General features: G+C 57.6%; 13 protein-coding genes. 8 read left to right on the top strand and 5 right to left on the bottom strand.

Annotation, left to right across the window (positions count from 1 at the left end; genetic code table 11):
- Positions 1-363 precede the first annotated feature (363 nt).
- The 6 genes from xthA to HVX64_RS10585 all read left to right on the top strand — a co-directional run bounded on the left by xthA (position 364) and on the right by HVX64_RS10585 (position 6555).
- Complete coding sequence (xthA, locus tag HVX64_RS10610; protein ID WP_044254946.1) at positions 364-1170, top strand: exodeoxyribonuclease III; 807 nt, start codon at positions 364-366, stop codon at positions 1168-1170.
- A gap of 24 nt (positions 1171-1194) precedes the next feature.
- Positions 1195-1854 carry a VTT domain-containing protein gene (locus tag HVX64_RS10605; RefSeq protein ID WP_224267593.1) on the top strand — a complete coding sequence of 220 codons (660 nt, stop codon included), beginning with the start codon at positions 1195-1197 and terminating at the stop codon, positions 1852-1854.
- A gap of 2 nt (positions 1855-1856) precedes the next feature.
- Entirely contained in the window at positions 1857-3020 is a 1164-nt protein-coding gene (locus HVX64_RS10600) for an ABC transporter substrate-binding protein (protein WP_044254841.1), read from the top strand.
- The gene (locus HVX64_RS10595; RefSeq protein WP_181825403.1) at positions 2993-4528 is read left to right on the top strand and encodes an ABC transporter permease subunit; all 1536 of its coding nucleotides are present in this window, start codon (positions 2993-2995) and stop codon (positions 4526-4528) included. The genes HVX64_RS10600 and HVX64_RS10595 overlap by 28 nt, the downstream gene beginning before the upstream one ends.
- On the top strand, positions 4528-5160 hold the full coding sequence (locus HVX64_RS10590; RefSeq protein WP_044254846.1) for an ATP-binding cassette domain-containing protein: 633 nt from the start codon (positions 4528-4530) through the stop codon (positions 5158-5160). Before HVX64_RS10595 ends, HVX64_RS10590 begins: the two co-directional genes overlap by 1 nt.
- A gap of 87 nt (positions 5161-5247) precedes the next feature.
- Positions 5248-6555 carry a rhodanese-like domain-containing protein gene (locus HVX64_RS10585; protein ID WP_044254849.1) on the top strand — a complete coding sequence of 436 codons (1308 nt, stop codon included), beginning with the start codon at positions 5248-5250 and terminating at the stop codon, positions 6553-6555.
- A gap of 39 nt (positions 6556-6594) precedes the next feature.
- Here the strand turns inward: HVX64_RS10585 and HVX64_RS10580 are convergent, their stop codons facing one another.
- Both HVX64_RS10580 and HVX64_RS10575 read right to left on the bottom strand, forming a co-directional pair.
- Positions 6595-7212: a CDP-alcohol phosphatidyltransferase family protein gene (locus HVX64_RS10580; protein ID WP_044254852.1), complete on the bottom strand. Its 618-nt coding sequence runs from the start codon at positions 7210-7212 to the stop codon at positions 6595-6597.
- The gene (locus HVX64_RS10575) at positions 7205-7774 is read right to left on the bottom strand and encodes a carboxymuconolactone decarboxylase family protein (RefSeq protein WP_044254855.1); all 570 of its coding nucleotides are present in this window, start codon (positions 7772-7774) and stop codon (positions 7205-7207) included. The genes HVX64_RS10580 and HVX64_RS10575 overlap by 8 nt, the downstream gene beginning before the upstream one ends.
- 78 nt (positions 7775-7852) lie before the next feature.
- Between HVX64_RS10575 and HVX64_RS10570 the strand changes: the two genes are divergently transcribed.
- Positions 7853-8266 carry a pyrimidine (deoxy)nucleoside triphosphate diphosphatase gene (locus tag HVX64_RS10570; RefSeq protein ID WP_044327844.1) on the top strand — a complete coding sequence of 138 codons (414 nt, stop codon included), beginning with the start codon at positions 7853-7855 and terminating at the stop codon, positions 8264-8266.
- Here the strand turns inward: HVX64_RS10570 and HVX64_RS10565 are convergent.
- On the bottom strand, positions 8226-8486 hold the full coding sequence (locus tag HVX64_RS10565) for a YnjH family protein (RefSeq protein WP_172961335.1): 261 nt from the start codon (positions 8484-8486) through the stop codon (positions 8226-8228). The genes HVX64_RS10570 and HVX64_RS10565 overlap by 41 nt on opposite strands.
- Before the next feature lie 252 nt (positions 8487-8738).
- Here HVX64_RS10565 and gdhA point away from each other — a divergent pair, with 252 nt between their 5' ends.
- Entirely contained in the window at positions 8739-10082 is a 1344-nt protein-coding gene (gene gdhA / locus HVX64_RS10560) for an NADP-specific glutamate dehydrogenase (protein WP_181825402.1), read from the top strand.
- A 16-nt stretch (positions 10083-10098) separates the two neighbouring features.
- Here the strand turns inward: gdhA and topB are convergent, their stop codons facing one another.
- Positions 10099-12045 (bottom strand): DNA topoisomerase III, encoded by a 1947-nt coding sequence (topB, locus tag HVX64_RS10555; RefSeq protein WP_043000912.1) that lies wholly within the window; start codon positions 12043-12045, stop codon positions 10099-10101.
- 4 nt (positions 12046-12049) lie between these two features.
- The gene (gene selD / locus HVX64_RS10550; protein ID WP_044254859.1) at positions 12050-13093 is read right to left on the bottom strand and encodes a selenide, water dikinase SelD; all 1044 of its coding nucleotides are present in this window, start codon (positions 13091-13093) and stop codon (positions 12050-12052) included.
- Positions 13094-13186: the final 93 nt, after the last annotated feature.

Below are 13186 nucleotides of genomic sequence, written 5' to 3'. Positions count from 1 at the left end.
GTGCCAGCCAGTGGAAAAAATGCATAAACGGTTGTGTGGAACGGAAAATCAACGAGTTATAGCCCAGCGATATTCACTATATGTGCATAGAAAGTGAATATGTTTGCGTGAAAGAAGAATAAATAGAGGAAAAACCGCAATATTATGCACAGTCCAGATATAATTCTGGAAATGTGATCATCTACGAAATTTACAGGAAATTACTGCGCCATTTTGACGCAATCCGCCCTAAAACAGGGCAAGCATTGCCCCATTGTTAACACCATTCACACCCATTGCCGGAATCTCACCATTATGGGCAGTCAGTTTGCGGAAATTCTGCTACCATCCATGCACTATTCATCCTGTAAAATGGCAGCGACTATGAAATTTGTCTCTTTTAATATCAACGGCCTGCGCGCCAGACCACATCAACTGACAGCCATTGTCGAAAAACACCAACCCGATGTCATTGGCCTGCAGGAGACAAAAGTTCACGACGACATGTTCCCGCTCGAAGATGTCGCAAAACTCGGCTACAACGTTTTCTACCACGGGCAAAAAGGTCACTATGGCGTGGCGCTGCTGACCAAAGAGCCCCCCATCGCCGTGCGCCGGGGTTTTCCCGATGATGGCGAAGAGGCGCAGCGCCGCATCATCATGGCGGAAATCCCCTCTCCGCTGGGCAACCTGACGGTAATCAACGGCTACTTCCCGCAGGGTGAAAGCCGCGACCATCCGATTAAATTCCCGGCCAAAGCGCAGTTTTATCAGAACTTACAAAACTATCTCGACAACCAACTGAAGCGCGACAATCCGGTGCTGATCATGGGGGATATGAATATCAGTCCGTCCGATCGGGATATCGGCATTGGCGAAGAGAACCGCAAGCGCTGGCTGCGCACTGGCAAATGTTCGTTCCTGCCGGAAGAGCGTGAATGGATGGACCGCCTGCTGAACTGGGGCCTGGTTGACACCTTCCGCCACGCACACCCGGAAACCACCGACAAATTCTCGTGGTTTGATTACCGTTCGAAAGGGTTTGATGATAACCGCGGTCTGCGTATCGATTTGCTGCTGGCAAGCCAGCCGCTGGCGGACCGTTGTCTGGAAACCGGTATCGACTATGAAATTCGCAGCATGGAAAAACCGTCTGATCATGCGCCGGTATGGGCGAAATTTAAGGTCTGATGCTCAACCGTGAACGCCAGAAAAATAGGGCTTGCGGGCGCACTGATCCTCTGTCTTGCCGGGGTGCTCTGGGTGTTGCCCCCCGGCCTGCTCACGCTGGAGACGCTTAAGCGCGAACATTCACTGTTGGCGGACTGGCAACGCCTGTCCCCTTTTCTCAGTGCAAGCCTCTATTTTCTGCTCTATACCGTCGTCGCGGCGCTGTCGATTCCTGGCGCGGCGCTGCTGACGCTGCTTGGCGGCGCGCTGTTTGGCCTCTGGCAAGGCACGCTGCTGGTCTCTTTTGCCTCAACGCTGGGCGCCACGCTCGCCATGCTCACCAGTCGTTACCTGCTGCGTGACTGGGTAGCGCGGCGGTTTTCCCGGCATATGGCCACGGTCAATCATGGGATGGCGCGGGACGGCGTCTTTTATCTTTTTGCGCTACGCCTGATACCCTTGTTTCCATTTGTTGTCGTCAACCTGCTTGCAGGTCTCACCACCGTTGGCGTGCGCCGCTACTGGTGGGTCAGCCAGTTGGGGATGCTGCCTGCCACCGTGGTTTATCTGAATGCCGGACGCCAGTTAAGCCAGTTAACATCAATACGTGACATTATTTCTCCCGCTATGCTGACCGCTTTTGCTCTGTTAGGGCTATTACCACTGGCCTCCCGTTGGCTGGTCACACATTTTTTTCAGGAGTAATTATGCGCTGGGGATTACTACTCGCGAGTCTGTTGCTGGCCGCTCCGGGACACGCCGAACAACGCTGGCAGCAGATCCAGAATGAGGCCAGAGGCCAGACCGTCTGGTTCAACGCCTGGGGCGGTGACAGCGCCGTAAACCAGTATCTTGACTGGGTCAGTGGCGAGATGAAAACCCACTATGCGGTCAATCTTAAAATCGTGCGTCTCGCCGATGCCGCTGATGCCGTGAAGCGCATCCAGACGGAAGCCGCCGCCGGGCGAAAGACCGGTGGTTCTGTCGATCTGTTGTGGGTTAACGGCGAAAATTTTCGCACGTTGAAAGAGGCTGGATTGCTGCAAACCCAGTGGGCGGAAACGCTGCCCAACTGGCGCTATGTTGATACGCAAAAACCGGTACGTGAAGATTTTTCAATTCCCACTGACGGGGCTGAGTCTCCGTGGGGAGGCGCGCAGTTGACGTTTATTGCAGATCGCGACGTGACGCCGCAGCCGCCTCAAAGTCCGCAGGCGCTGTTGGCATTTGCCCGGGCACATCCAGGCACCGTCAGTTACCCGCGACCGCCGGACTTTACCGGCACGGCGTTTCTGGAACAGTTATTAATCTCGCTGACTGACAATCCGCACGCGCTCACCGTCGCGCCGGACGCCGCCACCTTTGCCGATGTAACCGCGCCGCTGTGGCGCTATCTCGACGCGCTGCATCCGAGTCTGTGGCGAGAAGGGAAAGATTTCCCGCCATCTCCGGCGCGGATGGACGCGCTACTTAAGAGCGGGACATTGCGCCTGTCGTTGACCTTTAACCCGGCGCACGCTCAGCAAAAGATCACCCGCGGTGAATTGCCAAAACACAGCTACAGCTTTGGTTTTACCGCGGGGATGATTGGCAACGTGCATTTTGTCGCCATTCCGGTTAACGCCCGCGCCAGCGCCGGAGCGAAACTGGTCGCCAACTTCCTGCTCTCTCCTGACGCACAGCTGCGTAAGGCCGATCCAACAGTCTGGGGCGATCCGTCGGTGCTGGATGCGAAAAAACTGCCCGCCGCACAGCAGGCCGCGCTGGAAGCACGCATTCCGGACGGGCTACCCGCCGTGCTGCCTGAACCTCATGCGGCCTGGGTTAACGCACTGGAGCAAGAATGGCTGCGCCGCTACGGATCGCGCTAATGTTTCTCGCCTGGCTGGGCATGGCGGCGATTTATGCGCCAATACTGCCTGCCGGTATGTTGCTGATCGCGCCCGCGCTGTCACTGGCAAACTGGCAGGCTCTTTTTACCGATCCGCAGTTACCGCAGGCGTTGCTGGCGACCGTGGTGTCGGTATTCATCGCCGCCGCTGGCGCGCTGTTTATTGCGTTAACAATCGTGGTGGCGCTCTGGCCCGGCATCCGCTGGCGATGGTTGAGTACCCGCCTGCCGTGGTTGCTGGCGATTCCCCATGTCGCGTTTGCCAGCGCCGCGCTACTGCTTTTCGCTGAAGGCGGACTGCTCTGGCGCGCCCTGCCGTTTCTCTCGCCTGCGATTGATCGCTACGGCATCGGGCTGGGCGTGACGCTGGCCGTGAAAGAGAGCGCTTTCGTGCTGTGGATTTTATCCATTTTACTGAGTGAGAAACGCCTCGCTCAGCAGGTCATCGTCCTGGATTCGCTGGGCTACAACCGCCGGCAGACGCTCTGCTGGTTGATCTTACCCACTATCGCCCCCGCACTGGGAGCCGTAATGCTGGCCGTGGTGGCGTGGACGATTTCGGCGGTGGATGTTGCCATCATCCTCGGCCCCGGCAATCCGCCGACGCTGGCGGTCCTCTCCTGGCAATGGCTTAGTCAGGGAGACAGCGAACAGCAGATCAAAGGCGCGCTGGCTAGCCTGCTCTTGCTGGCGCTGCTCGCCCTCTTTGCACTCGCGGGTTATCAGCTCTGGCGTAGCTGGCGACGCACGCTTCCTGACGTCAGTGGCGTACGTCAACACCGCGTTTCGCCCCTAACGGGGAAAACGCTGTCATTGTCGCTGCCCGCGACGGGAGTGCTCTGCACGGTATTACTGGCCTTTCTGGCGCAGCAATCTACGCTCAATCTCGACGCGTTAACCCACAGCGTAACAATCGGAGTGGCCGCCAGCGTGCTGGGACTGGTCATTTTGCTGCTATGGCTGGAATGGGGACCGCAGCGCGGACATCGTTGGGTCTGGCTGCCAATCCTTCTTCCGGCGCTGCCGCTGGTGATGGGCCAATACGCGCTGGCGTTGCATCTTGAACTGGACGGTCAGTTTGCCTCGCTCATCTGGGGACATCTGCTGTGGGTGGTGCCGTGGATGTTGTTTGTCCTGAAACCTGCCTGGCAACGCATCGACCCTCGTCTGCTGCTGATTGCCCGGACGCTGGGCTGGTCACCGATGAAAATCTTTTGCTGCGTAAAATGTCCGCAGATTTTGCGTCCTGTACTCGTGACGCTGGCCGTCGGTTTCTCCGTCAGCATCGCGCAGTATATGCCGACCCTGTGGCTGGGCGCAGGCCGTTTCCCGACGCTGACGACGGAAGCGGTGGCCCTCAGCAGCGGCGGCAGTACCGGTATTCTGGCCGCGCAGGCGCTCTGGCAATTGCTGTTACCGCTGGTCGTGTTTACGCTAATGGCCGGACTCTCGTTATGGGTCGGCCACCGCCGACAAGGATTGCGCTAATGCTCACCGTTCGCCATCTTTCCCTGTTTCTCCACCAGACCCCGCTGTTTGGCCCGTTAACCTTCGAAGTGGCAAAAGGTGACATTGTCACATTAATGGGTCCCTCCGGCTGCGGCAAGTCTTCGCTGCTGGCCTGGATGGTGGGTGCGCTGACGCCACCGCTGCATGTCCGCGGTGAACTGTGGCTGGGTGAGCAGCGTCTGGATGCGCTCCCCACCGCCCGTCGGCAGATCGGTATTTTATTTCAGGATGCTTTGCTGTTTGATCACTTTACGGTGGGACAAAACCTGCTATTAGCGCTTCCTGCCATTCTGAAAGGCACAGCGCGGCAGGATGCGGTTCAGCACGCGCTTGACCGTGCGGGCATGGCGGGATTGTCTTCTCGCGATCCCGCCACGCTATCCGGTGGTCAGCGCGCACGGGTTGCGCTGCTTCGCGCCCTGCTGGCGCAGCCTAAAGCGTTGCTGCTGGATGAGCCGTTCAGCCGTCTTGATGCTGATCGTCGGGCAGACTTTCGTCAGTGGGTCTTTGATGAAGTGCGTCGGCTGGACATTCCCGTTGTTCAGGTCACCCATGACGCGCAGGATATTCCGCCGGGCGGTCACGTTTTGCCGTTATCTTCCGCCTTGTGAAACTGCTTACATACTGCGTTAACGCAAAGTTTTTCCGCTACCGCGAGCACAGAATGGCGCCTCCTTATCTCAACGTCGGGCAATTCGATGAAACGTGTTTCTCAAATGACCGCGCTGGCTCTGGCTTTAGGGCTCGCTTGCGCTTCCACCTGGGCTGCTGATATGGCGCAGGTACTTAACTTCCAACAACTGGCGCAAAAACAGGGTACGGCTATCGATACCCGTCCCTCCGCGTTTTATAATGGCTGGCCACAGTCACTAAACGGTCCGTCCGGACACGAACCTTCCGCCCTCAACCTCTCTGCCCGCTGGCTTGATACCATGAGCGACGAACAGCTCGCGACCTGGATCCAACAGCATCAACTGAAGGCCGACGCCCCTGTCGCGCTGTACGGCAACGACAGCGACGTGCAGGCGGTGAAAAACCGGCTGAAAAAGGCTGGACTGCAACAGGTTGCCACGCTGAGCGACGCGTTGCAGGATCCGGCGCGTCTGCAACGACTGCCGCATTTCGAGCAACTGGTTTATCCGCAGTGGCTGCATGACCTGCAACAGGGTAAAGCGGTCACCGCGAAACCGGCCGGCGACTGGAAAGTGATAGAAGCCGCCTGGGGTGCGCCGAAGTTTTATCTGCTCAGCCATATTCCAGGCGCGGATTACATCGACACCAACGAGGTGGAAAGTGAACCGCTGTGGAACAAAGTGCCTGATGACAGTCTGAAAGCGATGCTGGCGAAACACGGTATCCGTCATGACACGACGGTGATCCTGTACGGACGCGATGTTTACGCGGCCGCGCGGGTGGCGCAGATCATGCTGTATGCCGGAGTGAAAGACGTGCGTCTGCTCGATGGCGGCTGGCAGACCTGGTCCGACGCCGGGCTGCCGGTCGAGCGCGGCACGCCTGCGAAAGTTAAACCGGAGCCCGATTTTGGCGTGACCATTCCAGCGCAACCCCAGCTGATGCTTAATATGGAACAGGCGCGCGGACTGTTGCACCGTCAGGATGCGTCGCTGGTCAGTATTCGCTCCTGGCCAGAATTTATCGGCACCACCAGCGGCTACAGCTATATCAAGCCAAAAGGTGAAATTGCCGGGGCGCGCTGGGGACATGCCGGCAGCGACTCGACGCATATGGAAGATTTCCATAACCCGGACGGCACCATGCGCAGCGCAGATGACATCGCCAGCATGTGGAAGCAGTGGCACATTCTGCCGGATCAGCAGGTCGCCTTTTACTGTGGCACCGGCTGGCGCGCGTCAGAGACGTTTATGTACGCCCGGGCGATGGGCTGGAAAAACGTCTCGGTTTATGACGGCGGGTGGTACGAATGGAGCAAAGACCCGAAAAACCCGGTCTCCGCAGGTGAGCGCGGCCCGGACAGCAGTCTGTAATGGATTGCCGGATGGCAGCGCTTGTGCGTCATCCGGCGTTCACTGTTGTAACCCCTTCAGCGTCAGATAACCACTCCAGACGCGGGTCAACGTCGTCATCCAGCACAGTGTGCCGAAGATCCACGCCAGCACGGCAAACTTCTCCGGGAAAAGACACGCCAGTACAAACACCAGGATCGTTTCCGTTCCCTCGGTCAATCCCCCCAGATAATAAAACGATTTATGCGCATAGCCGGGGTTGTCGATATTGTGCTTCGCGGCCAGCGCGGCAAAGGCGAGAAAACTGCTGCCGGTGCCGATAAACGCAAACAACAGCCAGCCCCCCGCCAGCGCATTCTGCTGTGGGTCGGCCAGAATGAAGCCGAACGGCACCAGCGCGTAAAACAGAAAATCGAGAGAGATATCAAGAAAACCGCCCGCATCGGTAAGCCCTCGGCGTCGCGCCAGCGCGCCGTCAAGCCCGTCCAGCAGACGATTCAGGACAATCGCCACCAGCGCCGCCAGATACCAGCCCAGCGCCAGAAACGGCAACGCCAGTACGCCGAGGCCAAACCCAACCAGCGTCAGACCGTCCGGGGAAACCCCCGGCCTGTCGAGCACGCCTGCGCAACGGTGAAGCAGCGGTTTAAGCCGTGGATGCAGATGCCGGTCAAGCACGCGGCGCTCCTTTGAGACTGTCGCACAGTCCCTGCGAAGGAATATCCAGCGCGGCATTAAAACGCGCCGAGAGGTTCTGAAAAGCCAACAACGCGGTCATCTCGCTAATAACGTCATCGCTGAAATGCTGCTTCATTTGCGCTTTCAGGGCATCATCTACCCGCGGTGGCGTGGCGGTCACCGCGTCAGCATATGCCAGCGCAACGCGCTCTTCTGGTGTAAAAAGCGACGATGCCTGCCAGTCCGCCACGGCCAGCACTTTGTCCATCGCGCCGCTACGCTCTGCCAGTCGCAGGCTGTTGGCATCCACGCAGAATGCGCAGTGGCAGACCTGCGACACGCGCGTCATCAATAATGCCCGCATCACCGGCGTCAGACGCGCACGTTTACGCTCAAGAAACCCGACAAACAGCGCCACCAGCCAGAACAAAAACGGCATCCGCCCCCACCAGCGCGTCGGATGTAATACCTCTCCGTAGTGTTTTCTTTGCGTCATCACGAGAGGGTTGAGACTGGCGGGGAGACGGGTCAACGGCGTTACCCACGGTTGCGGATCGTTCAAGGCAGACTCCTGGGACTTCAGGTCAATCAAAGATGACGATAGTATGTCACTTTCTGCTGTTGAACATTGACGAATATGATGAAAACCCTCGACGTTGTTGCCGCGATTATTGAACGTGATGGCAAAATTTTGCTCGCCCAGCGCCCGCCGCAGGCGGATCAGGCAGGTTTATGGGAATTTGCCGGTGGCAAAGTGGAAGCGGGCGAAACGCAGCCGCAGGCGCTGGTCCGCGAACTGCGCGAAGAGTTAGGCATTGAGGCCACGGTGGGGCGCTATATTGCCAGCCACCAGCGTGAAGTCTCCGGGCGGTTGATTCATCTGCATGCCTGGCATGTCCCGGCGTTCAGCGGAGAAATGATGGCGCATGAGCACCAGCAACTGGTGTGGTGCGAGCCGCACGTCGCGCTCGACTATTCGCTCGCCCCCGCTGATATTCCGCTACTTAACGCCTTTATGGTTTTACGCGACGCCAGACCAGCGGATTCGTACTGAGCGTTTTCTCGTCGCGCTGGCACTGCAACAGCACGCCATCGGCTTTAATTACCGCCCCTTCTGAATAATTCTGATCCTGATAAATGCAGCACTGATTACAGGGCTGCGCGCGCTGTCCACCGGAACTGAAGACCTCCGGCGGCACGTTCACCTGCACATCCGGGCGAAGGTTTTGGTTCGCCAGGCTGGATAAAGAGAGTGTCATCAACGCTGCCGCCATCGCGATAAAACGCATAGGGTTTCCTTACTATTTCGGGTCTGTTCTTAGTATAACGGTAACCCGCGCGGGAAACTTTACTCTCTTCTGTCATCGTTTTTCGTTATGACAGCCGTCTGGTTATTAATTTGTCTGGCACCGGCATTTTTTTCTTGCTATCCGTCACATTCCTGATGGTATAGTCAAAAACTGCAAACACATATCCACAAAAAACACAATTACAACCACATTTAAATATAAGAGGTTTTTATATCTATGGATCAGACATGCTCTCTGGAATCATTCCTCAACCATGTACAAAAGCGCGACCCGAATCAAACCGAGTTCGCGCAAGCCGTCCGTGAAGTTATGACCACCCTGTGGCCATTCATTGAGCAAAACCCGCGCTATCGTGAAATGTCGTTGCTGGAACGGTTGGTTGAGCCAGAGCGTGTGATTCAGTTCCGTGTCGTGTGGCTGGACGATCGTAATCAGGTCCAGGTTAACCGCGCCTGGCGCGTGCAGTTCAACTCGGCGATTGGCCCGTACAAAGGCGGGATGCGCTTCCACCCTTCCGTTAACCTGTCGATCCTGAAGTTTCTCGGCTTTGAGCAAACCTTTAAAAACGCACTGACCACCCTGCCGATGGGCGGTGGTAAAGGCGGTAGCGATTTTGATCCGAAAGGCAAAAGTGAAGGCGAAGTGATGCGTTTCTGTCAGGCGCTGATGACGGAACTGTACCGTCATTTGGGTCCGGATACTGACGTTCCTGCCGGTGATATCGGCGTGGGTGGCCGTGAAGTGGGCTTTATGGCCGGGATGATGCGTAAGCTATCCAACAACAGCGCCTGCGTGTTTACCGGCAAAGGGCTCTCCTTCGGCGGCAGTCTGATCCGTACGGAAGCAACCGGTTACGGTCTGGTCTACTTCACCGAAGCGATGCTCAAGCGTCATGGTCTGGGCTTTGAAGGGATGCGCGTAGCGGTTTCCGGTTCCGGTAACGTGGCGCAGTTCGCCATTGAAAAAGCGATGGAATTTGGCGCTCGCGTGGTGACGGCCTCCGACTCCAGCGGCACCGTCGTGGATGAAAGCGGCTTTACGAAAGAGAAACTGGCGCGTCTGTGCGAAATTAAAGCCAGCCGTGACGGCCGCGTGGCGGACTACGCCCGTGAGTTTGGCCTGACCTATATGGAAGGCAAACAGCCGTGGTCAGTGCCGGTCGATATCGCACTGCCGTGTGCCACACAGAACGAGCTCGACGTCGAAGCGGCTCGCGTGCTGATTGCTAACGGCGTGAAAGCGGTGGCGGAAGGGGCAAACATGCCAACCACCATCGAAGCGACCGATCTGTTCCTCGAAGCCGGCGTGCTGTTTGCACCGGGCAAAGCGGCGAACGCCGGTGGCGTTGCCACCTCCGGCCTGGAAATGGCACAGAACGCGGCGCGTCTGAGCTGGAAGGCGGAGAAAGTGGATGCCCGTCTGCACCACATCATGCTGGATATTCACCATGCCTGCGTCGAGTACGGCGGTGAAAGCAAACAGACCAACTATGTCCGTGGGGCGAACATCTCTGCCTTCGTGAAGATTGCCGACGCCATGTTTGGTCAGGGTGTGATTTAAGTCCCCCCAAACCGAATTACAGGCCCGCCTCTGCTGATGGCGGGCTTTTTTTCGCCGCACGTTTACGAGGCGCGCTCTTCTTCTTCTCTCCACCATCACCACCAGGCGCGACAATGCCACGGAAGCGACGCACCGGCGTACTGCGCGCCTGATCGATCAATTGATACAGCGTGCCCACCAGCGGCTGCATGAAATCCTGATAGCGGCACTGCTTTTCGCTGATTTGCGTCAGAATTGACTCCCAGTGAGCGGTCATGTCCGGACGGGTCGCCATCTCCGGCAGCGAGTGGAACAGCGCTTTCCCGGCATCGGTTGAGTGGATATAGCGCCCTTTTTTGACCAGAAAACCGCGCTTAAACAGCAGTTCGATGATCCCGGCGCGGGTGGCCTCGGTGCCCAGCCCGTCCGTTGCACGGAGGATCTTTTTCAGATCTTTATCCTGCACGAAGCGCGCAATCCCGGTCATCGCCGACAGCAGCGTGGCATCGGTAAAATGGCGTGGCGGCTGGGTCTGACGTTCAACCACTTCGCCCTTTTCACACAGCAGTTCATCGTCTTTCGCCACCACCGGCAGCGGCGTGCCGTCGTTCTCTTCATCCCGCTCTTTACTGCCCAGCAGCGTTCGCCAGCCCGCTTCGGCAAGGAATCGGGCCTTAGCGACGAATTTACCCTTCGCGATATCCAGTTCAATCACGCATTTACGGAATACCGCATCCGGGCAAAATTGCATCAGGTATTGACGGGCTACCAGGTTATACACCTTCGCTTCATTGTCCGTCAGAGTGATACTGTTGCTGCGCGCAGTAGGAATAATGGCGTGGTGAGCATCAACCTTTTTATCATCCCAGCAGCGATTACGGGTATCGGGATTTACCGCCGGTTGCGGCAGCAGATCCGGCGCATGCACGCCGATGGCGTTCATTACCGCATGCCGTCCAGCGAAGTGCTCTTCCGGCAGATAGCGACAGTCAGAACGCGGATAGGTAATCAGCTTGTGGGTTTCATACAGCTTCTGGCAGATGTCGAGCACGTTCTGCGCGCTCAGGCCAAAGCGTTTCGCCGCTTCAATCTGTAAAGCTGACAGCGAGAACGGCAACGGCGCAGATTCTGATTCCCGTTTATCGTTATAGCTGGTGACTATCGCCGGTTGGCCGTTGATGCGGTTGACCACATGCTCCGCCAGCGGACGGTGTAACAATCGTCCCTCTTCGTCCTGATACGGTTCGCACGCTTCGCTCGGCTGCCAGATCGCGGTGAAGCGTTCCTCCGCAGGGGTCACGATATGTGCTTTCACTTCAAAAAAATCTTTGGCAACGAAGTTTTCGATCTCTTCATCGCGTCGGACAACCAGCCCGAGTACCGGCGTTTGTACGCGCCCGACGGAGAGCACCCCCTGATAACCGGCGTTACGCCCGAGAATGGTATACGCACGGGTCATGTTGATGCCGTACAGCCAGTCCGCGCGGGCACGGGCCAGCGCCGACACGCATAACGGCACAAATTCGCTGTTTGAGCGCAGACGTTCAATCGCACGTTCAACGGCCTGTGGGTTGAGATCGTTAATCAGACAGCGCTGCACCTGCTGACGCTTTTCCGGCGCCAGTTGCAGGTAATCCAGCACCTCGTCCACCAGCAGTTGCCCCTCGCGATCCGGGTCTCCCGCATGGATAACCTCACTGGCCTCATGCAGAAAACGCTTAATCACGTTGAGCTGTTTGGTCACGGAAGGACGCGGCTGCAATTGCCACTTTTCCGGCACGATCGGCAGATCGGCCAGGTTCCAGCGCGCATAACGACTGTCATAGACATCAGGCTGCGCCTGTTCCAGCAGGTGACCAATACACCAGGTCACCACCTGGCCGTTACCGCATTCAATAAAGCCATCGCCCTTACGGTGCGGTTTAGGCAACACATCAGCAATGGCGCGCGCCAGACTCGGCTTTTCGGCAATAAACAACCGCATTGGGTTAACGGATCTCAACCATGGCGCGACCGCCACGGGCTTCAACCAGTTCACCGATCGCCGTCAGGTCAATGCCAAACTCTGCGGCGGTGGCTTTCACTTCTTCTTCGGCCTCTGGCGTTACCGCCAGCAGCAGACCGCCGGACGTTTGCGGATCGCACAGCAGGGAGCGCACCGCCTGCGGCATTTCCCCCATCAGGTGGCCGTAGCTGGCAAAGTTACGCTCGGTGCCACCCGGCACAGCCCCCAGGCGGATGTACTCTTCGACGCCCGGCAGTTTAGGGATGTCCTGATAGCGGATCTGCGCCTGGACGCCTGCCCCCTGGCACATCTCGCTGAGGTGGCCCAGCAGACCAAAGCCGGTGACATCGGTCATCGCTTTCACGCCGTCAATGTTGGCAAATGACGCTCCGGCAATGTTCATGCGACACATGACTTCCGTCGCCAGCCCCTGATGTTCAGGTTTTAGCAGCGACTTTTTCTCTGCGGTAGTCAACACGCCAATGCCTAGCGGTTTGGTCAGGAACAGTTTGCAACCGGCCTCGGCGGTGCTGTTTTTCTTCACCCGCTCAGTGGGAACAATGCCGGTGACGGCCAGACCGAAGATCGGCTCCGGCGCGTCAATCGAGTGGCCGCCCGCCAGCGCAATGCCCGCCTGACGACAGGCAAAGCGTCCGCCTTCAGTCACCTCGCGGGCGATTTCCGGCGACAGCTTGCTGATAGGCCAGCCCAGGATCGCGATCGCCATAATCGGCTTGCCGCCCATCGCGAAAATATCGCTGATGGCGTTGGTCGCCGCAATGCGGCCAAAATCAAACGGATTATCGACAATCGGCATAAAGAAGTCGGTGGTACTGATGACGCTGGTACCATTGCCCAGATCGTACACCGCCGCGTCGTCACGGGTTTCATTTCCCACAAGCAGGTTCGGGTCGACAAACTTCGCCTGCTCGCTGTGCAGGATGGTTTCCAGCACTTTCGGGGAAATTTTACAACCGCAACCGGCTCCGTGGCTGTACTGCGTTAAACGAATAGAATGCTCGCTCATGGACATCTCCTGTCATTGCAATCGGGCTATGGTAGCGCTCATTCCATGACGTGATAAGAGAGAGTGTCCGAATTCCGGCGTCTTTGCTCAGAA

The sequence above is a fragment of the Citrobacter sp. RHB20-C16 genome (assembly GCF_013890155.1).
Classification (GTDB): Bacteria; Pseudomonadota; Gammaproteobacteria; order Enterobacterales; family Enterobacteriaceae; genus Citrobacter_A; species Citrobacter_A amalonaticus.
This window is presented reverse-complemented; position numbering and strand designations above follow the sequence as displayed.

Bases quoted from the DNA above. Each gene is read 5' to 3' on its own strand.
- gdhA (WP_181825402.1), top strand. From the start codon at position 8,739: ATGGATCAGACATGCTCTCTGGAATCATTCCTCAACCATGTACAAAAG.
- selD (WP_044254859.1), bottom strand. From the start codon at position 13,093: ATGAGCGAGCATTCTATTCGTTTAACGCAGTACAGCCACGGAGCCGGT.
- HVX64_RS10585 (WP_044254849.1), top strand. From the start codon at position 5,248: ATGAAACGTGTTTCTCAAATGACCGCGCTGGCTCTGGCTTTAGGGCTC.
- xthA (WP_044254946.1), top strand. From the start codon at position 364: ATGAAATTTGTCTCTTTTAATATCAACGGCCTGCGCGCCAGACCACAT.
- topB (WP_043000912.1), bottom strand. From the start codon at position 12,045: ATGCGGTTGTTTATTGCCGAAAAGCCGAGTCTGGCGCGCGCCATTGCT.
- HVX64_RS10565 (WP_172961335.1), bottom strand. From the start codon at position 8,486: ATGGCGGCAGCGTTGATGACACTCTCTTTATCCAGCCTGGCGAACCAA.
- HVX64_RS10570 (WP_044327844.1), top strand. From the start codon at position 7,853: ATGAAAACCCTCGACGTTGTTGCCGCGATTATTGAACGTGATGGCAAA.
- HVX64_RS10595 (WP_181825403.1), top strand. From the start codon at position 2,993: ATGGCTGCGCCGCTACGGATCGCGCTAATGTTTCTCGCCTGGCTGGGC.
- HVX64_RS10600 (WP_044254841.1), top strand. From the start codon at position 1,857: ATGCGCTGGGGATTACTACTCGCGAGTCTGTTGCTGGCCGCTCCGGGA.
- HVX64_RS10590 (WP_044254846.1), top strand. From the start codon at position 4,528: ATGCTCACCGTTCGCCATCTTTCCCTGTTTCTCCACCAGACCCCGCTG.